Source organism: Actinobacillus genomosp. 1 (assembly GCF_029774175.1).
Taxonomy (GTDB): domain Bacteria; phylum Pseudomonadota; class Gammaproteobacteria; order Enterobacterales; family Pasteurellaceae; genus Actinobacillus.
The window spans coordinates 193,403-216,733 of the sequence record NZ_CP103834.1 but is presented as its reverse complement, the minus strand read 5'-3'; the positions used below and the strand labels follow the sequence as shown (position 1 = coordinate 216,733).

Annotated in this window: 25 protein-coding genes; 11 read left to right on the top strand and 14 right to left on the bottom strand. The window is 38.9% G+C overall.

What is annotated here, in order from left to right; genetic code table 11:
* Positions 1 to 3 precede the first annotated feature (3 nt).
* The 7 genes from thiL to NYR63_RS01040 form a co-directional block, all read right to left on the bottom strand.
* The gene (thiL, locus tag NYR63_RS01070; RefSeq protein WP_279457769.1) at positions 4 to 972 is read right to left on the bottom strand and encodes a thiamine-phosphate kinase; all 969 of its coding nucleotides are present in this window, start codon (positions 970 to 972) and stop codon (positions 4 to 6) included.
* Positions 973 to 1,035: 63 nt separating this feature from the next.
* The gene (nusB, locus tag NYR63_RS01065) at positions 1,036 to 1,449 is read right to left on the bottom strand and encodes a transcription antitermination factor NusB (protein ID WP_279457768.1); all 414 of its coding nucleotides are present in this window, start codon (positions 1,447 to 1,449) and stop codon (positions 1,036 to 1,038) included.
* Positions 1,450 to 1,574: 125 nt separating this feature from the next.
* Positions 1,575 to 2,870, bottom strand: coding sequence for a type IV pilus secretin PilQ (pilQ, locus tag NYR63_RS01060; RefSeq protein WP_279457767.1), 1,296 nt, complete (start codon positions 2,868 to 2,870; stop codon positions 1,575 to 1,577).
* A 9-nt stretch (positions 2,871 to 2,879) separates the two neighbouring features.
* Entirely contained in the window at positions 2,880 to 3,284 is a 405-nt protein-coding gene (locus NYR63_RS01055; protein WP_279457766.1) for a hypothetical protein, read from the bottom strand.
* The gene (locus NYR63_RS01050) at positions 3,277 to 3,708 is read right to left on the bottom strand and encodes a chromosome segregation protein (RefSeq protein WP_279458517.1); all 432 of its coding nucleotides are present in this window, start codon (positions 3,706 to 3,708) and stop codon (positions 3,277 to 3,279) included. The genes NYR63_RS01055 and NYR63_RS01050 overlap by 8 nt, the downstream gene beginning before the upstream one ends.
* Before the next feature lie 99 nt (positions 3,709 to 3,807).
* Entirely contained in the window at positions 3,808 to 4,329 is a 522-nt protein-coding gene (locus NYR63_RS01045; protein WP_279457765.1) for a hypothetical protein, read from the bottom strand.
* The gene (locus NYR63_RS01040) at positions 4,311 to 4,991 is read right to left on the bottom strand and encodes a pilus assembly protein PilM (RefSeq protein ID WP_279457764.1); all 681 of its coding nucleotides are present in this window, start codon (positions 4,989 to 4,991) and stop codon (positions 4,311 to 4,313) included. The genes NYR63_RS01045 and NYR63_RS01040 overlap by 19 nt, the downstream gene beginning before the upstream one ends.
* A gap of 138 nt (positions 4,992 to 5,129) precedes the next feature.
* Here NYR63_RS01040 and NYR63_RS01035 point away from each other — a divergent pair, with 138 nt between their 5' ends.
* The 5 genes from NYR63_RS01035 (at position 5,130) to NYR63_RS01015 (ending at position 11,883) form a co-directional block, all read left to right on the top strand.
* The gene (locus NYR63_RS01035; protein ID WP_279457762.1) at positions 5,130 to 7,697 is read left to right on the top strand and encodes a penicillin-binding protein 1A; all 2,568 of its coding nucleotides are present in this window, start codon (positions 5,130 to 5,132) and stop codon (positions 7,695 to 7,697) included.
* Between the two features lie 265 nt (positions 7,698 to 7,962).
* The gene (aroK, locus tag NYR63_RS01030; RefSeq protein WP_279457760.1) at positions 7,963 to 8,484 is read left to right on the top strand and encodes a shikimate kinase AroK; all 522 of its coding nucleotides are present in this window, start codon (positions 7,963 to 7,965) and stop codon (positions 8,482 to 8,484) included.
* A 50-nt stretch (positions 8,485 to 8,534) separates the two neighbouring features.
* Positions 8,535 to 9,623: a 3-dehydroquinate synthase gene (aroB, locus tag NYR63_RS01025; protein WP_279457759.1), complete on the top strand. Its 1,089-nt coding sequence runs from the start codon at positions 8,535 to 8,537 to the stop codon at positions 9,621 to 9,623.
* A 4-nt stretch (positions 9,624 to 9,627) separates the two neighbouring features.
* The gene (locus tag NYR63_RS01020) at positions 9,628 to 10,461 is read left to right on the top strand and encodes a Dam family site-specific DNA-(adenine-N6)-methyltransferase (RefSeq protein ID WP_279457758.1); all 834 of its coding nucleotides are present in this window, start codon (positions 9,628 to 9,630) and stop codon (positions 10,459 to 10,461) included.
* Positions 10,462 to 10,524: 63 nt separating this feature from the next.
* Complete coding sequence (locus NYR63_RS01015) at positions 10,525 to 11,883, top strand: sodium-dependent transporter (RefSeq protein ID WP_279457757.1); 1,359 nt, start codon at positions 10,525 to 10,527, stop codon at positions 11,881 to 11,883.
* A 62-nt stretch (positions 11,884 to 11,945) separates the two neighbouring features.
* Here the strand turns inward: NYR63_RS01015 and fis are convergent, their stop codons facing one another.
* The 3 genes from fis to sixA form a co-directional block, all read right to left on the bottom strand.
* Positions 11,946 to 12,242: a DNA-binding transcriptional regulator Fis gene (fis, locus tag NYR63_RS01010; RefSeq protein ID WP_005595953.1), complete on the bottom strand. Its 297-nt coding sequence runs from the start codon at positions 12,240 to 12,242 to the stop codon at positions 11,946 to 11,948.
* Between the two features lie 28 nt (positions 12,243 to 12,270).
* The gene (gene dusB / locus NYR63_RS01005; protein WP_279457756.1) at positions 12,271 to 13,233 is read right to left on the bottom strand and encodes a tRNA dihydrouridine synthase DusB; all 963 of its coding nucleotides are present in this window, start codon (positions 13,231 to 13,233) and stop codon (positions 12,271 to 12,273) included.
* Between the two features lie 223 nt (positions 13,234 to 13,456).
* On the bottom strand, positions 13,457 to 13,948 hold the full coding sequence (sixA, locus tag NYR63_RS01000; protein WP_279457755.1) for a phosphohistidine phosphatase SixA: 492 nt from the start codon (positions 13,946 to 13,948) through the stop codon (positions 13,457 to 13,459).
* Between the two features lie 131 nt (positions 13,949 to 14,079).
* On the opposite strand from sixA, the gene pyk reads away from it, so the two are divergent.
* The 4 genes from pyk to tyrA all read left to right on the top strand — a co-directional run bounded on the left by pyk (position 14,080) and on the right by tyrA (position 18,999).
* The gene (gene pyk / locus NYR63_RS00995) at positions 14,080 to 15,519 is read left to right on the top strand and encodes a pyruvate kinase (RefSeq protein WP_279457753.1); all 1,440 of its coding nucleotides are present in this window, start codon (positions 14,080 to 14,082) and stop codon (positions 15,517 to 15,519) included.
* Positions 15,520 to 15,615: 96 nt separating this feature from the next.
* Positions 15,616 to 16,662 carry a glycosyltransferase family 9 protein gene (locus NYR63_RS00990; RefSeq protein WP_279457751.1) on the top strand — a complete coding sequence of 349 codons (1,047 nt, stop codon included), beginning with the start codon at positions 15,616 to 15,618 and terminating at the stop codon, positions 16,660 to 16,662.
* Positions 16,663 to 16,703: 41 nt separating this feature from the next.
* Positions 16,704 to 17,765, top strand: a complete 1,062-nt coding sequence (locus tag NYR63_RS00985; protein WP_279457749.1) for a 3-deoxy-7-phosphoheptulonate synthase — start codon at positions 16,704 to 16,706, stop codon at positions 17,763 to 17,765.
* Between the two features lie 112 nt (positions 17,766 to 17,877).
* Positions 17,878 to 18,999 carry a bifunctional chorismate mutase/prephenate dehydrogenase gene (tyrA, locus tag NYR63_RS00980; protein WP_279457748.1) on the top strand — a complete coding sequence of 374 codons (1,122 nt, stop codon included), beginning with the start codon at positions 17,878 to 17,880 and terminating at the stop codon, positions 18,997 to 18,999.
* Between the two features lie 62 nt (positions 19,000 to 19,061).
* Here the strand turns inward: tyrA and NYR63_RS00975 are convergent, their stop codons facing one another.
* Positions 19,062 to 19,499 (bottom strand): DUF2846 domain-containing protein, encoded by a 438-nt coding sequence (locus tag NYR63_RS00975; protein WP_279457747.1) that lies wholly within the window; start codon positions 19,497 to 19,499, stop codon positions 19,062 to 19,064.
* A gap of 7 nt (positions 19,500 to 19,506) precedes the next feature.
* Entirely contained in the window at positions 19,507 to 20,112 is a 606-nt protein-coding gene (locus NYR63_RS00970) for a transferrin-binding protein-like solute binding protein (RefSeq protein ID WP_279457746.1), read from the bottom strand.
* 160 nt (positions 20,113 to 20,272) lie between these two features.
* On the opposite strand from NYR63_RS00970, the gene NYR63_RS00965 reads away from it, so the two are divergent.
* Entirely contained in the window at positions 20,273 to 20,689 is a 417-nt protein-coding gene (locus NYR63_RS00965; protein ID WP_279457745.1) for a helix-turn-helix domain-containing protein, read from the top strand.
* A gap of 98 nt (positions 20,690 to 20,787) precedes the next feature.
* On the opposite strand, the gene NYR63_RS00960 is transcribed toward NYR63_RS00965, so the two are convergent.
* A complete protein-coding gene (locus tag NYR63_RS00960) occupies positions 20,788 to 20,919 on the bottom strand; it encodes a hypothetical protein (RefSeq protein ID WP_279457744.1) in 132 nt (43 codons plus the stop codon).
* 283 nt (positions 20,920 to 21,202) lie between these two features.
* Between NYR63_RS00960 and NYR63_RS00955 the strand changes: the two genes are divergently transcribed.
* Positions 21,203 to 22,480 carry an NRAMP family divalent metal transporter gene (locus NYR63_RS00955; RefSeq protein WP_279457743.1) on the top strand — a complete coding sequence of 426 codons (1,278 nt, stop codon included), beginning with the start codon at positions 21,203 to 21,205 and terminating at the stop codon, positions 22,478 to 22,480.
* An 88-nt stretch (positions 22,481 to 22,568) separates the two neighbouring features.
* Here NYR63_RS00955 and rnt read toward each other — a convergent pair whose 3' ends face one another.
* Complete coding sequence (gene rnt, locus NYR63_RS00950; RefSeq protein WP_279457742.1) at positions 22,569 to 23,225, bottom strand: ribonuclease T; 657 nt, start codon at positions 23,223 to 23,225, stop codon at positions 22,569 to 22,571.
* Positions 23,226 to 23,331: the final 106 nt, after the last annotated feature.

The following is a 23,331-nucleotide window of genomic DNA, read 5'->3' as shown; positions in this document are numbered from 1 at the left end:
TTTTTATGATGACTTAAAATGATCGAAACCGACTTGAGCCGGCGTTGGTACTTGTTTGCCATTTTGGTGCAAAATCAGACCGCTTGTTGCCGGGGTAATTTGACCGATACAGCTGACTTTAATCCCTTGAGAACGTAAAATTTGCTCCATTTCCGACCGCTTGTCATCCGATACGGTAAAGCATAACTCGTAATCTTCCCCACCGGTTAAAGCGAAATGAAGCGCTTCTTGCTCACTATATTTAGCCACTAAATGTGTAGAAAGCGGTATGTTATCCAGTTCGATTTCAGCCCCGACTTGACTACGCGTTAGAATATGCCCTAGATCCGCTAATAAGCCGTCTGAAATATCGATTGCACAACGGGAAAATGCTCGTAATGCCAGTCCTAATTCCACTCTTGGCGTAGGTCGTAAATGGCGTTGCACTAAATAGCGGTCGGATTCGTCCGAAATTTTGCAATTATTCAACAACAGCGATAAACCGGCTGCACTATCCCCTAAACTGCCGGAAACAAAAATCCAATCACCGACTTTTGCTTGATGTCGGAACAATCCTTGATCTTTCGGTAAAATTCCTTGTGCGGTAAGAGTGAGCGAAAGCGGTCCGCCGGTGGTATCACCGCCAATCAAATCCACATGGTAGCGATCTAGCACGGCAAATAGACTGTGACTAAATTCGGTAAGCCACTGATGATCAACTTTCGGAAGCGTTAAAGCTAAAGAAACCCAAGCGGGAGTTGCCCCCATAGCGGCTAAATCACTTAAATTAACCGCCAATGTTTTATAAGCTAAATCCGCAGCGGAAATAGACGGAAGAAAATGCGTTCCAGATACAAGTGTATCAGTAGTAATCGCTAAACGTTCATTCGGTTTTAAAGTAGTCACTGCACAGTCATCACCGACTGATAAATCCACATCTGAACGTACCTTATTACGTTTAAAATATTGTGCAATGACTTCAAATTCCGTCATTTTTCCTCCGTTACATAACAAAAAAGAAGGTGAACTTACGCTCACCTTCTTTTGATAAACCAATTACTTACGACCTAAAGCCGGTGCTAATTTGTCTAAAATACCGTTGATATATTTATGGCTATCGTCCGAACCGAATACTTTCGCCACTTCAATACCTTCATTAATCACTACTTTATAAGGTACGTCAAGTTCATATTTTAATTCGTATGCTGAAAGACGTAAGATAGTGCGTTCAATCGGATCAACTTCATCTTCCGCACGATCTAAAAACGGACGAAGCTCGTTATCAATCGCTTCTACATATAAAACCGTACCACGTAATAATTTACGGAAATAGGGTAAATCAACACCATTCATATCTTGGTCTGTGACAAATGATAATTCAACTTCTTCTACACTATTTTGCGAAACATACCAAGAATAAAGAGCCTGAACCGCACACTCTCTGGCACGGCGACGTGGGGAAACTTTCATAAAACCTCTGCGTTTATCATAAAGAGCAAAATGGCGGCATTTCAATAAACCGCCACACAATAATTCGGACGCAATCTATAAATAATTTATTGCGATTTAAGCGAAAGATTTTAGCACAATTTATCCTATTTTGGCGGTAATTTCTGTGAAGAATGCGAGGAAATTTGCTGTTTTTCGTTTTTGACGATATAAGGCGTAACGAAAATAACTAATTCGCGCTTACTGATCCTATCACTGGAATGGCTAAATAATTTTTTAAGTACCGGAATTGAACCTAAAATAGGGACTCTGTCCTCTCCTTTTGCGGCTAAATGTTGAAAAATACCACCAAGTACAATGGTTTCACCATGCTGAGCAAATACTTGCGTATTGAGTTCTTGTTTATCAATCGTCACTAAACCATTAATTGTTGAAGCGGCTGAATTCGGTGAATTTTGCGTCACTATCAGATCGAGCAAAATCTGATTATCGTTTGAAATATGCGGTGTCACTTGCAAGCCTAAAACCGCTTCTTTAAATTCAATATTTTTCACTTCATCTTTACGGTTATATAACACATAAGGAATTTCCGTCCCTTGCTTAATACTTGCCGGCTTCTTATTGGTGGTCAGCAAACGAGGACTGGCAATAATTTCCACATCATTTTCCTGCTCTAAAGCGGTTAATTCCAAATCAAGCACACGACCATTAATTTTAGCCACTTGTAACGCAATAGAAGCAGCATTATTTACCGGAAAATTTACGTTTAAACGGTTAGTATTCGGTAGGCCATTCGCTTCAAGCGAACCGGCAATTTTATGATGTCCGTTTGCCGGAGAAAATATCCCCCAGCGTACGCCTAACTCTTGTAAATTCTCACTACTTATCGTGACAATTCTCGCTTCAATCGCAATTTGCTCGGTCGGCTTATCCAAATTTCTAATTAATTTCACGATATTTTTCATTGATTCCGGACTATCTTTAATGATCAAACTATTACTACGATCATCAAAATGCAAATAACCGTTTTCCGATAAAAAATGACCGCTACCTTTGGTTAAAGATTCAATTACTTCCGCCGCTTTGGCATAATCTAACTTGATGGTTTTAGTAATTAACTTAGGTTTTAACAATTCAGCATTTAAGCCTACGCTAGTAGTTCTTTCATCTTTTTTATGGCTAATAAAATAGATCTGATTTTCATAGGCACTGGTCAGCTTATTTGCTTGAGTAATACTTTTTAGCACACTATCAAAATCGCTATTTTCAATCCTTAAGGTGGTATTTGTTTCAATATTGTCGCTTAACACAATATTTTTGCCGTACTCTTCGGCTAAGTAGCTTAAAATTTCTGCTGTCGGCGCATTTTTTAATGAAATAGAAAAAGCATGTGCAATCACAGAGGACAACATAAAAAAGAGTAGCAAAATCATTCTGTTCATATTTTCCGCCTATAACTTTAAGGTAATTGAAGTCGGGGATTGGCAATTTTTCTCTGTTTGCCAATCAATGTAACTTATTGATTTTAAATCAATCTCTATGATCTGAATCAACTCGTCATTCAGCCAATCATTAACTTGCAGATCAAACAGTTGCTTTTGAGCATCCATAAAAATCGCTTTATAGTTATCCTGTTTTTTCAGAACGCCGATAAATTTTAATTGTGCCAATTTTGCCGGCAAATAACGGGAATTTCGTTGTGGCGGTAAGCTACAAGCGGTTAAATTTTCCATATTTATTACAATGTCCGCCTCCGTTGAAAATGTGTTGCTTTCTTCAGTTAATTTCTCTCCGTAAAAGGGATCCGCAATACTTATTGATGAGAGAAACAATAAGATCCAAGCATATTTATTCATTTTTATCCTCAATAACAATAACGTTCGCTCTTAATTGCAACTGCTTTTCCTGATCCAATTTAATTAAATGGATCTCTTTAAATTTTAATAATTTAATTTCAGATAATGTCTTAATTAATTTAAATATATTCGATACTTGATGAGTTAAGGAAAAATCAATAGATTTTTCCGGTTCTAAACTCCATTGCATTTGTTCCAACTTTACTTGATGCGTAATAAATATATTTTGTAATTGTTGATTAAGCCGGCTAATGTGCTGTTCTTTTTCTTCTAAATTATGATGATATTGGGTAACGCTTTGATAAAGCCGACGTTTTTGATCTATTTCTTCGGTTAGCTGTTGATGGATAAGGAATAATTCTTTCTCAAAGTAAGACTCATATAAATATTGATAAGAAGGATAACTGATTATCGAAATAAATATCATTAGCGCAATTGTCTTAAAATAGCTTTGTATAAAAGATAAAATACGAAATAAAGAGTGATTCGGTAATAAATAAAGGCTATTAAGTGAAAACATTATTTATTCTCTCAGCATAATATTAAAACTAAATTCAACTTGATGTTGTTCATTTATTTGAAAATTAACTAATGCAAATTTAAATACTTTTTGCTTAGCCAGATATTTCTCTAATTGTTCAAATTGACTCGAATTTATAAGGAGACCGACTATTTTCATCGTGGGAATATCATTGTATTCAAGAATCACTTCTTCTATGCCGCCTTGCGGTAACGGTAAACTTTGTAATAAATTTAAAAATGCGGTGACTTGGTTTTCCGTCAATACATAAGACGTATCAGATATTGGCGAACGTCGATATTGTTCTAACTTTCGATTCAAAGTATCCAATTCCGTTTTAAGCTGCTGATTTTGCTTGGCAAGCGGTCTGTTTTGTTGATTTATTTGCAAAGCGGTTAGTTGCAAATAAGTAGCAAGACCTACCGCAACGATTGTAATCGAAAGCAAACCGTAAAATTGTTTATAGATTTTTTGTCTCCATCGTCTTATACGAAAATCGGTTAAATTTATCCCCTGCCATTCCATAAACTCGCCCCTAATGCGGTTAAATATAAAAACGGATCTTTTATCGAATTCGGTAATTCAAGCTTGCTTAAATCACAATTTGCTTGCGTAAGATCCGTATTAAATTCAATGCCTTTAGTCGTTAATCTAAACGTCTTATCTTCCAAAGCGTAAATCCTGTCTTCTAGCGACAATTCTAGCGTTGATAAATAATTGAAACCGCGAACAAAACAATAAAGCTGACAGTCAAGAATCGTATCGGATTGAATTAGAAGAGAATCCGCATAGTTTTTACGTAAAGCATAAACGATTACCCGAATTAACCTTTCATCCGCTAACGGAAAAATTTGATAATCAAAATAAAGCTCTTTAAGTGAAATCGGTAATTCTTGGTGTAACACCTGTAAAAGTTGGCGATAGATCATCGCATGATCATAACTTATCGGTAAAAACAAATATTTTCGCCAAATATATTGAAAAGGGACAGAACGAATAAATGTTAAATTTTTTGGGAATTCAACCGCTTGCGGTAATGAAAATTGATTATTCTCTGCTATTTTTTGCCAATAAATTTTTCTTTGATGTCGATATTCAAAGGAAAAACAGCGATAGGTCTGATTTTCACTTACTCCAACCAAACAATTTTCAGATTCCTTTTTAAGTAATTTGGCGAAAAATTCCACAATTTTAATTCCTTAAATCAACTTTATTCGATTTTTAAGCGGTTTTTTTAACGTTTTTGGCTTATAATTACACTTTTATAGTCGCTATATCTTGGCAATAACTTTTATTTCCGTCATTTACCAGAAGAGAATTTTTCGATGAAGATCGCAAAAATAATATTAAGTGCCTTACTTTCACTTATTATTTTAGGTGGCATTGCTGCCGGTTTAGCTTATATGCATATCAGAGAAAGTTTACCGAATGTATCCAGCTTAAAAACGGTTGAACTGCAACAACCAATGCAGATCTTTACCGCAGACGGCAAATTAATCGGTGAAGTGGGCGAGCAACGTCGTATTCCGGTGAAATTAGCCGAAATTCCGCAAACTCTGATTGATGCGGTTATCGCGACTGAAGACGTTCGCTTCTATGAGCATAAAGGTATTGATCCGAAAGGAATTGTTCGAGCAATTTGGCGTTCAAGCCAAGGCGACACCCAAGGGGCGAGTACCATTACCCAACAATTAGCTCGAAATTTCTTCTTAACCCCCGAACGTAATTTAGAACGAAAACTAAAAGAAGCGATTCTTGCTCTCGAAATTGAAAAAGTACTAACGAAAGACGAAATTCTTGAGCTTTACCTAAATAAAATTTATTTAGGTTATCGTTCTCATGGTGTTGCCGCTGCCGCTAAAACCTATTTTGGTAAAAACCTTGATCAGCTGACTCTGGGTGAAATGGCGATTATTGCCGGTTTACCGAAAGCACCATCGACGATGAATCCGTTATATTCGGTAAAACGTGCGGAAAATCGCCGTAATGTGGTACTTGGCCGAATGTTGGAAGTTAAAAAAATTACTCAACAACAATACGAGCAAGCGAAAGCGGAGCCGGTAAAAGCGACTTATTATGGAACTACGTTAGAATTCCGAGCGGATTATGTTACTGAAATGGTTCGCCAAGAGATGGTCAAACGCTACGGTGAAGACGTTGCCTATAATAAAGGCTTTAAAGTATATGCCACCGTCCTTTCAACCGACCAAAAGGCGGCGCAAGACGCATTAAGTGAAAACTTAATTAATTATGATCGCCGCCACGGTTGGCGCGGAGCCGAAAAACTTTGGACCGGCAAAGAAGCTTGGGACGACGAAAAAATCATTGATCATCTAAGTAAATTACCGAATTCCGATCCATTTATCGGAGCGGCGATTACGAGCGTCGGAAAAAATAGCTATACCATTATGCTACCTAACGGCGATAAAGAGGAACTGCAAAAATCAAATGCCGTATTCGGTAAACAAATCAAACTTAATGCGGGCGAACAAATTTGGGTTCGTAAACATAAAAACGGTAAAGATTGGCAACTCGGTCAGATTCCCGAAGTAAATTCGGCATTAGTATCGTTAAATAGTGATAACGGTGCGATTGAAGCGATTGTCGGCGGATTCAGCTTCGAACAAAGTCGTTTTAATCGAGCAACCCAATCACTCGTTCAAGTCGGTTCGTCAATCAAACCGTTTATTTATGCCGCGGCAATGAATAAAGGTTTAAGTCTTTCGACTACCTTAAGCGATTCTCCGATTACGATTACTAAAAAGGGACAAAAACCGTGGACACCTAAAAATGCGGATAATCGTTATGAAGGTCCTTTACGTTTACGCGTCGCACTCGGTAAATCCAAGAATATGGTCGCTATCCGAGCATTACAGATGGCCGGCGTAGATTATGTTGCGGAATATCTTGAGCGTTTCGGCTTTAATCGGGAGCAATTTGTCGCAACCGAAGCTCTTGCGTTAGGGGCGGCTTCGTTTACCCCGTTGGAAATGGCTCGAGGGTATGCGGTATTTGATAATGGCGGTTACTTAATCGATCCTTATATTATTGAACGTATTTTAGATAATCAAGGTAACGAATTATTTAAAGCCAATCCGGCTATTGCTTGTCTAGATTGTAATATCGGCGTGAAATATCCTGAACCGACCTATTTTGACGGTGTGAAAATTCATGATGAAACACAATTGCAAGCATCTACGGAAGTGTCGGAAAGTGATGAAACCAATGATACTCCGGCTGAGAATGACGATGAACTTGAAATTAAACCTGCAGTTAAATCCGATGCACCGAGTTTAATGACTGAAGCGGTACAAAACGGACAGGAAACCCGTTATGCGCCTCGAGTGATTAGCGGTGAACTTGCTTTCTTAATGCGTAGCGCATTGAATAGTGCGATTTACGGAGAACCGGGACAAGCCTGGAACGGAACCAGTAAAGCATTAGCGAATGAATTTAAACGTAAAGACATCGGTGGAAAAACAGGTACGACCAATAATTCGAAAGTCACTTGGTATGCCGGTTTCGGAGCTAATATCGTTACTACGGTTTACGTCGGTTTTGATGATAATAAACGTGATTTAGGTAAAGGTGAAGCAGGAGCGAAAACCGCAATGCCCGCTTGGATTAAATATATGAAAGTGGCGTTAGCGGATAAAAAAGAAAGAACGCAGGCAACTCCGCCGAATATCATTGAAACCAAAATTGATAGCGTAAGCGGCTTCCTTGGTAATAACCTAACCGAATACTTTATTAAAGGAACCGAACCGACGAAAAAATATATCGTAGAAAAAGCTTACAAACTACCTCAAGAATCTAAACCGCATTTAGAACAACGCTTAGGTTTACCACCGAAAGAATTATTAAATTCACCGGGTAGCTTTGAATTATTCTAAAAAAATAATTTATGAAATTTTAGGGATTATCTCCCTATGAGGTTGAAATTGGGTATGGTTTCTTGCGATAATCATACCCAATTATTTTGGGCAATTTGTGGTATTTATTATACTAAATTAAATCGAAAAACCATTTTGCAAAATTTTTCGTAAAACAGACCGCTTGCTGTTGCTAAAAACACGAAGCAATTGAGCATTAGCGGTCGTTTTTTTCCACAAATTGAATTTGTCACATAATATATTTTAAATAAAAGAAGAACAAACGATGGCAGAAAAACGTAATATTTTCCTTATAGGTCCTATGGGTGCAGGTAAAAGCACCATCGGTCGTCAGCTCGCTCAAATGTTAGGAATGGAATTTATTGATTCTGACGCTGTGATTGAAGAACGTGCCGGTGCCGATATCGACTGGATTTTTGATCTTGAAGGCGAAGCCGGTTTCCGTAAGCGTGAAGAACGCATTATTAATGAGCTTACGCAAAACCAAGGTATTGTATTATCAACCGGCGGCGGTTCCGTTTTATCAAAAGAAAATCGCAATGTATTATCTGCTCGAGGTATTGTTATCTATCTTGAAACAACGGTAGATAAACAATTCGAGAGAACGCAGCGCGATAAAAAACGTCCGTTACTTCAAACGGAAAATCCTCGTGAAACCTTGGAAGCACTCGCCAAAGAGCGTAATCCGCTTTATGAAGAAATTGCGGATATTACGCTACAAACCGATGAGCAAAGTGCGAAACTGGTTGCAACGCACATCATCGAACTGATTGATAATCTGCAATAGGTTTCTCGGGATTCGGTTTCCTATAAATATTGAATGAGGAAGTAATAAATATGTTGCAAGTAAATGTTGAATTAAAAGAGCGTAGCTATCCGATTAGCATCGGAGCCGGTTTACTCAGTGATCCGCAAAGCTATTCTTCGCTGAAAGCGGGCGATAAGGTAATGATTGTTTCAAACCCGACCGTCGCCGCACATTATCTTGCAACAGTAACCGATACGCTGAATTCATTAGGTTGCAGTGTCGATTCCGTTCTCATCCCGGACGGGGAGAAATATAAAACGCTAGATTCTCTTAATATGATTTTTACCGCCTTATTGGAGAAAAATCACAATAGAGATACGATACTTATCGCCTTAGGCGGTGGAGTGATCGGTGATGTAGCGGGCTATGCCGCAGCGTCGTATCAACGCGGTATTCGTTTTATCCAAATTCCAACGACCTTGCTTGCACAAGTCGATTCGTCGGTCGGCGGTAAAACGGCGGTTAATCACCCGCTTGGCAAAAATATGATCGGTGCGTTCTATCAGCCTATTTTGGTTATTATTGATACGAATACCTTACAAACGCTTCCTAAACGAGAAGTGAGTGCCGGGCTTGCCGAAGTAATTAAGTATGGTGCAATCTTCGATATTCATTTCTTCGAATGGTTGGAAAACAATATCCATCACTTAGTCGCGCTGAAACAACACGAACTGGAATATTGTATTCAACGCTGTTGCCAGCTAAAAGCTGATGTCGTAGCACGTGACGAAACGGAGAAAGGCGACCGTGCATTACTTAATTTAGGACATACCTTCGGTCATGCGATCGAAGCTTATATGGGATACGGAAACTGGTTACACGGTGAAGCCGTGTCGGTCGGGATGCTGGAAGCGGCGGAATTATCCCGTATTCTAGGCAATTTATCCGCACAAGATGTCGCTCGTTTGGAAAAATTACTTGCACAAGCCGTACTCCCGACAATTTCTCCGGATACGATGGAGCCGAGCGAATATTTACCTTATATGTGGCGAGATAAAAAAGTATTAAGCGGTCAATTACGTCTTGTCTTATTAAAATCGCTCGGAGAAGCTTACGTTACGGCACAAGCGTCGGAACAGCAAGTTTTAGCTGCGATTGAAAGATTCACACAACGTTAGTTCAATGAATAATAGAAGAGCTTTTCTAAAGTGGGCGGGAGGAAAATATCGCCTAACCACTGAAATTCGTAAACATTTGCCCCCTAAGCCTGCTCAGGGGGCTTGTTTCGTTGAACCTTTCGTTGGAGCCGGCTCCGTATTTTTAAATACGGATTATGAGCGTTATTTACTTGCCGATATTAATCCCGATTTAATTAATTTATTTAATATCATTAAATATGATGTTGAACATTATATTAAAGAAACTAAAACGCTGTTCTTAGATACCGAAGCGAATACCGCTGCTTTTTACTATGCACGACGTCAAGAATTTAATCATTCGTCCGATAAATTTAGGCGGTCGGTTTTATTTCTTTATTTGAACCGTTTCGGCTTTAACGGTTTATGCCGTTATAATCAAAAGCATGAATATAATGTGCCGTTTGGTGCTTACAAAACACATTATTTTCCCGAAAATGAATTACGCTTTTTTGCAGAAAAAGCACAAAAAGCCGAATTCATCTGTGCCGATTTTGAGCAAGTTTTCGCCCGCTTGCATCAAGCTCCCGATAATTATATTGTTTACTGCGATCCGCCTTATGCGCCTTTACAACAGGAAAGTAATTTTACCCATTACGCCGGCGGCGGATTTAGTCTTGTTCAGCAAGAAAAGTTAGCCCAGCTCGCAAAACAAGCGCAAAAACATAAAATTCCCGTACTCATTTCAAACCACGATACGGCTTTTACCCGACAAATTTATCATGGTGCGAAAATAAAAAAAATTAAAGTTCAGCGTTCTATCGGGCAACGAGCCGATTCTCGTATCAAAGTCGATGAACTGTTTGCACTCTTCTCATAATTTGCAAAAATTTCTTAAAATCTTACCGCTTATCCGCGGAAATAGCCTAGCTTAGGAGTAATAATGGCGAATAAATCTGTAGAACGCCAATCTTGGTCAAATAGATTGGCTTATGTAATGACGGTTGCCGGAGCGACCGTCGGTTTCGGTGCAACTTGGCGTTTTCCTTATTTAGTTGGTGAAAACGGCGGCGGAGCCTACGTCTTTTTATTTTGTATCGCAATGATTGTGATCGGTATCCCGATGATTTTGGTTGAAAACGTTATCGGTCGTCGTATTAAAGTCAATGCGATTGATGCTTTCGGCGGTTCTGCGAACGGTCAAAAGATCCATTCGGGTTGGAAAATTTTAGGCTATATGGGCTTACTCGGTGCTTTCGGTATCTTAGCCTACTATATGGTATTGGGCGGCTGGGTATTAAATTATATCGGTAGTTTAATCAGCGGTGCTCTAGATCTTTCCACACCGATAACGGTTGAAACGACCGCCTCTTACTATAAGGAAAGTATTCAGAACAGTCCGATGGCGATTATCGGTTATACCGCTTTATTCGTATTGGTAAACTACTTCATTTTGATTAAAGGCATTGTGGACGGTATCGAACGTTCGGTTAAATATCTTATGCCGTTACTCTTTATCTTTTTATTAGTGATGGTGATTCGTAATGTCACTCTACCGGGAGCAGCGGAAGGGATTGCATTTTACCTGATGCCTGACTTTTCAAAAATTACACCGAAACTTTTCGTATTCGTATTAGGGCAAGTATTCTTTGCCTTAAGCCTTGGTTTCGGCGTGTTAATTACGCTTTCCAGCTATTTAGATAAAAACGAGAATTTAGTTAAAACCGCTACCATTACCGGTATTATGAATACCTTGATTGCGGTTCTCGCCGGTTTTATGATTTTCCCTTCATTATTTAGTTTTGGCGTTGCGCCGAATTCAGGTCCTACGCTTGTTTTCCAAAGTTTGCCGATCGTATTTTCCAATATGTGGGGCGGCACCGTTTTTGCCATTATTTTCTTTAGTTTACTCGTGGTAGCCGCACTGACTACTTCATTAACAATTTATGAAGTGATTATTACCTCTTTACAGGAAAAGACACGAATGAGCCGTAAAAAAGCGATTGCGGTTACGCTGTTTACGATTTTTGTGATTGGTAATATTCCGTCGGTATTAGGCGATAATCTTTGGCAAAATATTCGTATCATGGACAAAAGTATTTTTGATGCTTTCGATTATATCAGCGGTAATATTCTATTTATCCTTACCGCATTAGGTAGTGCGATTTTTGTAGGATTCGTTTTGAAAGATGAGGCGAAAAAAGAATTAGGCGCAGGAGAAACCTTCACGAATATTTGGTTTAATTACGTCAAATTCGTTATTCCGGTCATTATCTTAGTGATATTCTTCAACTCTCTTTAAAGTAACAAAAAAGGCTATTCTATCGAATAGCCTTTTTTATCATAAAATAGATGAGTTAAAAATTAGCCCATACCGTATTTTTTTAATTTTTTACGTAATGTACCACGGTTAATCCCTAACATGGTTGCAGCGCGAGTTTGATTACCGCGCGTATATTGCATAACCATATCTAACATCGGGTGTTCAATTTCAGATAATACCAACTCATATAATTCCGTTGGATCTTCACCGTTTAATTGAGATAAATAATTTTTTAATGCCGCTTTCACATTGTCACGAAGTGGTTTATTCACTTGTTGTGCTTGAGCATTTAACATTGATACCGTTAATGGGTTTTGTACAGGTTGTTGTTCTAACATTGTCCTCTATCCAACTAAAATAAGGATTCTACCGAATCGATTTCATAAAATCTTCCAATGCGAGTAATTGTTCTTTTGTCGAATCCAACGCATTGAAAGTACGTTTAAAAGTTAAGTCTGGCGACAATTGATCCGCATACCAACCGACATGTTTACGCGCTATACGATAACCTTTTTGTTCACCGTAAAACCGATGAAGATCTTCAATATGTTTAAACATGAGTTGGCATTTTTCATCTAAAGGCAAATCCAAAAGACGACCATTCTCTAAAAATTGTTCAACTTCCTTAAACAACCAAGGACGACCGAAACTGCCTCTACCGATCATAACCGCATCCGCTCCCGTATAATCTAACACATACTTCGCTTTCTCTGCGGAGGTTATATCGCCGTTAGCAATAATCGGAATAGAAACCGCTTGTTTAACGGCTTTGATACTGTCGTATTCGGCATTACCTTCAAAAAGACAATGACGCGTACGACCGTGAATCGTTAAAGCGGAGATACCTGCTTTTTCAGCAATTTTAGCAATCTCCAAACAGTTTCTATTTTCCTGATCCCAACCTGTTCTAATTTTTAATGTTACAGGCACATCTACAGCATTAACGACCGCATCTAAAATTTGAGCGACTAATTCGGGTTCACGTAGAAGTGCGGAGCCCGCCATTTTCTTGTTTACCTTTTTAGCCGGGCAACCCATATTGATATCAATAATTTGTGCCCCGTACTCAACATTGACTTTCGCCGCCATTGCCATTTCCGTTGGATCCGACCCTGCAATTTGTACGGCATTTATGCCAATCTCTTCATGATGCGCAAGCCTCAAACGAGATTTTTCCGTATGCCATACGTCAGGGTTTGTGGACATCATCTCTGAAAAAGTCAGACTTGCTCCGAGTTTAGTACACAAGCGACGAAAAGGTTGGTCGGTAATACCTGCCATCGGCGCGAGGAAAATACGGTTTTTTAATTCATATTGCCCTATACGCATATTCTCTTCTTCCGTAAGTGATTAAATTTAAAGCAAATTTAACGAGATAAATATCCAAATAAAAAGTACGGCTAAAAAACCGTACTCTTTAATCAATCTATGTCAGCTTTGGCTGATTTTGAGGTGCGTATGATACGCACTTTTTACATAATTGGGAAGCCTATTTATTGGACAATTTCTAAAAAAATGAAAATAATTTTATTATTATTCCAAAAACTATCATTTAAGGATTTTCAATTGCTAAAACTTTACCGAAGTCTGTTTTCCAATCAATCTCCGCAATCACCGCCGAATAAAAATGCACATTTTCCTGGTCTTGCGTCAAACTCAGAACTAAATCATACACTAACGGTAAATGTGACACGACTAAAATATTTTTAGCCCCTTCTTCTCGTAAAAAATCCAAATAGTTTTTAACATTCTCAGGATCGCCGTAAGGCGTTATCCCTTCCCAAACTTCTATCGGTAGCTCGGCTATATCTTGCTTAAAATCAACCGCTCGCATACCTTCAAGCAAAACATCAAAAGTTTGTTTTGCACGTAAAAACGGGCTAACAATGATCTTATCCAAAACAATATTCCGCTCAAGAAAACGTTTTGCCAACCATTGTCCCTGCTTATAAGCCGTTTTTTGCCCATGCTCGGTTAAACTTCGTTCACTATCCATTGCCGCATTAAACCCGGCTTCACCATGGCGCATAATCCAAATATTCATAGGAAAACCTCATAACTATATTTAAACCAACTTGATTTAAGCGTATAATACTTAATGTTTTAGGCGTTAAAATACCGCCTATGAAAAGAATTTTCAATTTCTAAATAATCAATAATTACGGAGTCTAATCAATGTCTAGAAAACTCAGAAGAACAAAAATTGTTTGTACAATGGGACCAGCTACCGATCGCGGTAATAATTTGGAAAAAATTATTGCTGCAGGCGCAAATATGGTTCGTATGAACTTCTCACACGGTGTGCCGGAAGATCATATTGAACGTGCAAATAAAGTACGTGAAATTGCAGCTAGATTAGGTAAAACCGTAGCGATTTTAGGCGATTTACAGGGTCCTAAAATTCGTGTTTCTACATTCAAAGACGGTAAAATTTTCTTAAATATCGGTGACAAATTCACTTTAGATGCGGATTTACCGCGTGGTGAAGGTCATCAAGATGCGGTCGGTTTAGACTATAAAAACTTACCGAACGATGTCGTACCGGGTGATATTCTTTTATTAGATGACGGTAACGTACAATTAAAAGTTCTTTCCGTTGAAGGCGTAAAAGTACATACGGAAGTGACTGTCGGCGGTCCGTTATCGAATAACAAAGGTATCAATAAGTTAGGCGGCGGTTTATCTGCACCGGCATTAACGGAAAAAGATAAAGAAGACATTAAACTTGCGGCTAAAATCGGTGTCGATTACTTAGCGGTATCATTCCCGCAATCCAGTGCGGATTTAGATTACGCTCGTCAATTAGCACGTGAAGCGGGATTAGAAGCGAAAATCGTAGCTAAAGTAGAGCGTGCGGAAACCGTTGCAACCGAAGAAGCAATGGACGACATCATTTTAGGTGCTGACGTAGTAATGGTTGCTCGTGGCGACTTAGGTGTTGAAATCGGTGATGCGGCGTTAGTCGGTGTACAAAAACGTTTAATTCGTCGTGCGCGTAAATTAAACCGTGTTGTAATTACCGCAACTCAAATGATGGAATCAATGATCAAAAAACCGATGCCGACACGTGCTGAAGTAATGGACGTAGCAAATGCGGTATTAGACGGTACCGATGCGGTAATGCTTTCAGGCGAAACGGCAAACGGCGATTATCCGGTAGAAACGGTTAAATCAATGGCTGAAGTCTGTTTAGGTGCTGAAATTATGCCGAGTATCAACATCTCTCGTCACCGTATGGAAGGTACGTTTGCAACGATTGATGAAGCGGTTGCAATGTCTGCGATGTACACCGCTAATCACTTAGAAGGCGTATCGGCGCTTATCGCTTTAACCCATTCCGGAGAAACGGCGAAATTAATGAGCCGCATCAGCTCAGGCTTACCTATTTACGCATTATCTCGTAATCAAAAAGCATTAAATCGTACTGCTCTCTATCGTGGTGTAACACCGGTCTTCTATGATGAAGAAAGCCGTACTTTCGAAGGTGCGAAAAAAGCCATCGCATTATTAAAAGAGAAAGGTTATTTAATGTCAGGCGATTTAGTATTATTAACTCAAGGTGACGAATTAAAAGAAGGCGGTACAAATACCAGCCGTTTACTAAAAGTTGAATAATCTCTGAATTCAATCCGAATAAACCCACGCAAAGCGTGGGTTTTTGCTATATTATCCAAGAGTTAATCCACTTACTATTTCAATGCGCAAATTTTAATGAAAAAACAACCGCTTAATATCTGTATTTTACGCCTGTCCGCAATCGGGGACGTATGTCACACTCTCGCTGTCGTTCAGGCGATTCAACGCCAATACCCTAATGCCGAAATCTGTTGGATTATCGGTAAAACGGAAGCGAGCTTAATGCAAGGCTTAGCCAATGTCGAATTGATTCCCTATGATAAAAAAACAGGTTGGAAAGGAATCTTTACACTATGGAAAACACTCGCTCACAAGCGGTTTGATTTTTTATTAAATATGCAAACCGCCTTTCGTGCTTCAATGATTTCGTTAGGCATTAAAGCGACGAAGAAAATCGGTTTTAATCGAGATCGCGCGCGTGAAATGCAATGGCTTTTTACTAATGAAAAAGTGGAAATGACTGCTTCTCCACACGTTTTGGACGGGCAAATGATGTTCGCCAAAGCAATCGGTGTGACTGATTTAACGCCTCGTTGGTCGCTACCTTTAAGTCAGTCCGATCTGAATTATAGTGCCGCTTTTATTGATAAGAACAAGAAAAACGTACTGATTGCGCCTTGTTCCAGTAAACAGGAAAAAGATTGGGGAGCAGCACCTAATGCAGAACTTGCTCAATGGCTTACCGCACAAAATATCAATGTGATTATTGCCGGTTCCCCTTCTGCTTATGAAATGGAAACTGCAGCAAAAATTCAGCAATTAGCACCGAATTGTATCAATATTACCGGAAAAACCAATTTAAAACAGCTTACTGCATTAATTAAGCAGGTTGATTTGGTTATCTCGCCGGATACCGGTGCGGCACATATTGCAACTACGCAAGGTACACCGGTTATCGGCTTATATGCGATTCATAATCCTCGTCGAACCGCCCCCTATAATGATCAGCACAACGTTGTTTCCGTCTATGATCAAGCCGTATTGGATTATTATGGAAAGCCGTGGAATAAGTTACCTTGGGCGACTAAAGCGAGAAGTAAATCCGGAGAAAAATTAATGGAGCGAATCTCAGTGAGCGATGTAAAGAAAAAAATAGTTGAAACACTGGCTGTAAAATTGTAAAGTAATAATGTATTAAAAATTTTACAGAGAAGGAAACAAAAATGAACACCGTAGTTAATCAGGACAGTTTACATAATGTGAATATTATTGACGAGAAAGTATTGCTTACCCCGGCTGAATTAAAAGCCGAATTACCGTTGTCAGAACATCTGCGTAAACAAATCGAAACATCACGTCGAGAAATCTCGGATATTATTCATAAACGTGATCCACGTAAACTGATTGTTATCGGTCCTTGTTCTATTCATGATCCGGTAGCCGCCATCGAATACGGTAAAAAATTAAAAACATTAGCCGACAGCGTTTCGGATAAACTTTATATCGTAATGCGTGTATATTTTGAAAAACCGCGTACTACCGTAGGCTGGAAAGGCTTGATTAACGACCCTAAGATTGACGGTACTTTTGACGTTGAAACCGGTTTACGTGTCGGACGTAAACTCTGTTTAGAACTTGCCGAATTAGGTTTACCGCTTGCCACCGAAGCCTTAGATCCGATGACTCCGCAATATTTGGCGGATCTATTCAGTTGGTCGGCAATCGGGGCTCGTACGACAGAGTCACAAACTCACCGAGAATTGGCTTCCGGTTTATCTATGGCGGTCGGTTTTAAAAACGGCACGGACGGCAGTTTATCCGTAGCGATTAATGCAATGCAATCCGCCGCACAAAGCCATAGCTTTATCGGCATCAACCAAAAAGGTCAGGTGAATTTATTGCATACTAAGGGTAATCCGGATAGCCATGTGATTCTACGCGGCGGAAAAACACCTAATTTTGAAAAGCAATATGTTGAGGAATGTGAAATCGCATTACGTAACGCCGGCTTACCGGAAGCAATTATGATTGACTGTAGCCACGGTAACTCAAATAAAGATTATCGCCGTCAGCCGCTTGTTACCGAAAATGCGTTAGAACAATTATTAAACGGAAACCGTTCGATTATCGGTTTAATGATCGAAAGCCATTTACATGCCGGTAACCAATCTTCCGATCTGCCTTTCGCTCAAATGCAATACGGCGTATCTATTACCGATGCCTGCATCGATTGGCAAACGACGGAAAATCTCTTAACCGATTTTGCTGAAAAATTAAGAGCTTAACACCAGCCTAAAAGGTTCGATATAAAACGAATAAGCGGACACATTTTGCCAAAAAATTTAAAAATTTGACCGCTTATTTTATGAATCTTTCGATAGCATAAAGGACCCTTATATGAATCCGCTCAATCCTTTACGAGAACAAATCGATCAAGTTGATCAACAATTAATCCGACTGTTTGCCGAACGTTTAAAATTAGTCGCCGAGGTGGGAAAAGTTAAATCGGAACACGGTATTCCCGTTTATGCGCCGGAACGCGAAACGGCAATGATAGCCGCCCGCCGTCAAGAAGCGGAAAAGCAAGGCGTTCCCGCCGACTTAATCGAAGACGTATTAAGACGAGTAATGCGTGAATCTTATGTGAATGAAAACAAACACGGCTTTAAAACCACGAATCCGCATATTCATAAAATCGTAATTGTCGGCGGTAAAGGAAAATTGGGCGGATTATTTGCACGTTTTCTAACGCTTTCGGGCTATAGGGTGGAAACGTTAGGCAGTCAAGATTGGAATCAAGCGGAACAAATTCTCGCTGAAACCGATTTGGTTATCGTTTGCGTACCGATAGCTAAAACGTTGGAAACGATTGAACGCCTACAACCGTTTTTAACCGAAAATATGATTTTAGCGGATTTAACCTCCGTTAAAGCACAACCGCTGGAAAGAATGTTGGAAGTACATAGCGGTCCGGTCGTCGGTTTACATCCGATGTTCGGACCGGACATTGCTTCCATGGCGAAACAATTGGTTGCTTGTTGCCACGGACGTTTTTCCGAAAAATACGAATGGTTTATCGAACAAATTAAAATTTGGGGTGCAAAAATTGAGGTTATCGATGCTCACGAACACGATCATGCAATGACCTATATTCAAGCATTACGCCACTTCTCGACTTTTACTTTCGGTTTGCACTTATCCCGCCAACCGGTCAAATTATCACAGCTTTTGGCACTGTCTTCACCGATTTACCGTTTAGAGTTAGCAATGATCGGACGTTTATTTGCGCAAGACGGCGGTTTATATGCCGATATTATTTCGGATAAACCGGAAAATCTTGCCGTAATCGAATCACTGAAAGACACTTTTGCCACCAGCTTAGAATTCTTCAAAAATAATGATAAAGCCGGCTTTATCCAAGCCTTTGAAGAAGTTCATCATTGGTTTGGCGATTATTCGGAACAATTCTTAAAAGAAAGTCGAATACTACTACAACAAGCGAACGATAATCGTAAATAAAACAAGCGGTCTGATTTTTATTTCTTTTGCAAAAAAGTATGGAAATTAGACCGCTTATTTTTTTATTGAGCCAAATGAACGTCCGCCATTTCTGTTTTTGCCTGCTTTTCATCAACAAGTTCAACACCCGCCCCACCGACAAACGCACCTATTTTCATATATTGACGTACAAAATAATTTTGTCCGCCAACGGTTGAAAATACGAGAGTGTTATTGCTGAACTCCGATTCCGTAGCGACTTTATGCGTTCCCGGTGAAACCAATTTATGGAAGAAAACACCTTTAGCCGTTTCTCCAATTAGTTGATCATCAAGATAAACATTCTTCTTAAGTGCAGCTCCGAAGACCGAATTAGGTCTATAGATATAAATACCGGAATGTTCTTGAGTCGGAGCATGAAATTGTTTCAATGCATTACTCTTCTCTAAAGAAGCCATCGGTACGGTTGCGCATGCCGAAAGAAATGTACTAATAGCGGTAATAATCAGTAATTTTTTCATTTTAATCCTATTGTTTTTGACCACCGAAACTCACATCCAATTTGCTATTATTTTCAAATTGAACTAAACCCGCCGCCTGCTTAGCTCCATCACCAAACAATGCGCCTTCATACCGACCTTCTGAATTACCAATCACGCTTGCCTGTCCGGAAAATTTTGCACCAGATAAATTACCTTGATGTAACGTAATATCTCGTCTTAATTCATCTCCTTTGAAAATGGAAAAATCTATTTTTCCATCAACAGTCTTGTTATCAAAATCAACATTTAAGGTTGTTTCTCCACCTTTTACAAACCCCTTATCATATCCGCTAATCCACACTGCATCACCTTTATAAGTTGCAATACCCGATGTAGGAATATTAATAGCTTCTGAACCTTGATAACGTAATTCACGCACGGTTTCCGCATCATTACGCCAAACACCATAGAAAGAATCGGAATTATTCATCCCCAATAAAATACCTTCTGTTGTTTTAGCTCCTACCGTACCTTCCGGACTAATCGTTAAATTTATTTTATCACCATCCGGTGTTTTAGCCGTACCACTACCACCGCAAGCCGTAGTAGTAAGAATTAATGAAACTAAAAACGAAATTTTCAATGTTTTCATAATAGATCCTTAAATTTAAATTACTTAATAGATATGAGTAAACACAATAAAACACTCAACAATAGAGTATTTATCAAAATATACAATTACAATGAAAACAAAACAAGCGTAAAAATCTAAAAAATATCACTCATTGAGTAAAATATTGATGAGAAACAAAATGAATAGATTTGTAGCGGCAGAGGTAGATCAAGCAATAGGGAAAAAAATTCAACAACGTAGAAAGGAATTGGGATTAACGGCAGAAAATTTAGCGGAACAAATTGGTGTTTCCCAACAACAATTCTCACGCTATGAGCGTGGCGCAACCAAAATTAATGTAGCACATTTGGTGAATATTGCGGTGATTTTAGATACACCGATCAGTTGGTTTTTTAGTGACAGTAAAGCAGATAATTTAACTTTCTCGGATAAAGAACAATATGTTCCGATTCGACAAGATGCACTTAAACAACGTTTGGACTTTCATTGGTCAAGACTTTCTAACGATCAAAAAAGAAATCTGATTAACTTTCTTGATTCGATTAATAATCCTTCCACATCACAATCCTACTTTGCAAAGAAAAGGGGAAATTAGACCGCTTATCAAACAAAAGAAAAGGCTCTGCTAAGAGCCTTTTGTATCGTTTTATATACATATTTATATTTTAGTTAAAGCTACTTCTCTTACTGCTTTTACCCTAAATTATCAATATTTATAGCTCCTCTCTTTACCTCTGGAAGGTATAAATCCGATTCTTTTTTAAGAAAACCAGCAATAGCATATTCTAAAAACATGCACCTCTTATAATCGCCATAAAAAGGCATTTACTCCTAAGAATTTCAATATATCAGAACAATAATCAAACAATCATACTTATTTTTAATAAATTTATAAAATACTTAAAAAGCCAATAAATCTAGCACAATCATCTAAATCCATATGGAGTTTATACGATTATGCTTTAACCAAAACATTTTAGCTTACAAAATTTTTATCATTTTTTTCACTAAATAAATTAATCGAAAAAAAGCGATTGTTTTCATTCGAAACTTAAGCATACAATGCAAAAGACCGTACTAAATTTTATACAATAAAGGGAAAGAAAATATGACACAAACACAGCAAATAGAGCCGGCTTCGAACTGGCAATCAAAATTAAAAGCAATGGGACCGGGGATATTAATGGCTTCGGCTGCGGTAGGCGGTTCGCATATTGTTGCTTCAACTCAAGCCGGTGCAATTTACGGTTGGCAATTGGCATTAATTATTATTTTAGCAAATTTATTTAAATACCCGTTTTTCCGTTTCGGCGTGCAATATACGTTAAGTTCGAATAAAACCTTATTAGAAGGCTATCAAGAAAAAGGCAAAATCTACTTGTGGATATTCTTTATTCTTAACGTGATTGCGGCAATGATCAACACGGCGGCGGTAGGTATTGTAACGGCGGCAATTTTAAAATTTATCTTCTCGGCACTCGGCATCCAATTTGATCTAAGTATTCCGGTTGCCAGTACCGTTATTATTGTGGTGACTTGGGGCATTCTGTTATTAGGTAAATATCGCTTTTTAGATACTCTTTCTAAAGGCATTATGATTGCGCTAACGGTTTCCACTGTAACCGCTGTAATTGTAGCGGCGTTAAAAGGCGGCGTACAAGTTGCACCTGATTTTATTGAGCCAAGCCCTTGGAATTTGGCTTCACTCGGTTTTATTGTAGCATTGATGGGCTGGATGCCGGCACCGATTGAGATTTCTGCAATCAATTCAATGTGGGTGGTAGCAAAACGTCGTTTAAACAAAGTGAGCTATGAAGACGGTATTTTTGATTTCAATGTCGGTTTTATCGGTACGGCAATTCTTGCCTTAGTATTCTTGGCGTTAGGCGCATTGGTTCAATACGGTTCGGGTGAAGCGGTTGAACAGGCGGGTGTAAAATATATTGCACAGCTCATTAAAATGTATGCGTTTGCTATCGGTGATTGGTCCAAATTGTTGATCGCATTAATTGCTTTTATGTGTATGTTCGGCACGACCATTACCGTAATTGACGGTTACTCACGAGCGAATAATGAAGCGTTACGTTTATTACTTAATAAAAAAGAAAGCTCTGTAGCCAGTTTAAGTATTTGGATGACGGTTACATCTGCCATCGGTATTCTTATCATCTCGGTATTTATGAGCGATGTGGCGAAAATGCTTTCTTTCGCAATGATCTGTTCGTTTGTTTCAACCCCGGTGTTTGCGGCATTGAATCTTTCACTCGTATTAAAAGGCGAACATAAAGTCAAAGGCGGTTTATTTTGGTTATCTATTGTCGGTTTAATTTACCTTACCGCTTTCACGCTATTATTTATTGCGTATGAGTTAGGTATGTTGTCTTAGTTAGACTAGCCGGAAATACACAAGCGGTCTATTTTCCCGACTTTTTTGCAAAAAAATCAGGAAAATAGACCGCTTACTTTTCCTCAAATTATACGTCTGATACGTTATTACTTATGAGTGGAAAACCGCCGAGATCTTTTAAACGATTCACCATTGCACAAAATAACTCTGTGGTTTTTTCCGTATCATATAAGGCTGAATGCGCCTGTTTACCGTCAAACGAAATTTTTGCCATTTGACAAGCTTTGACTAATACGGTTTGTCCGTACATAAAGCCGGCAAGCGTTGCGGTATCAAACATTGCAAACGGGTGAAACGGATCACGTTTTGCGTTAATACGTTTCACCGCCGCTTGTACGAACGCCTGATCAAAGGTAGCGTTATGCGCCACAATCACTGCTCGTTGGCAGCCTTGATCTTTTATTGCACGGCGCACCATTTTAAACATTTCCGGAATCGCAATATTTTCCGGCACCGCTCCGCGCAACGGGTTATCAATATCAATACCGTTAAATTTAAGCGAATCCGGATTGATATTCGCGCCTTCAAACGGCTGAATATGAAAATGGCATTTTTGATCCGGCACTAAATAACCGTTCTCATCCATTTTTACCGTGATTGCCGCCAGCTCCAATAAAGCGTCCGTTTGCGCATTTAAACCTGCGGTTTCCACATCAATAATAACCGGTAAATAGCCGCGAAAACGATTTTTTAATAAATTATAGTCTGTTACTTGTTCTGTCATTGTTTGTTCATTACGGATGTTTAGCATCCATTTAAATAAAAAGCGGTCGTATTTTAGAGAGGAATTGCAAATATCTCTCTAAACCTGACCGCTTACGCCATAAAAA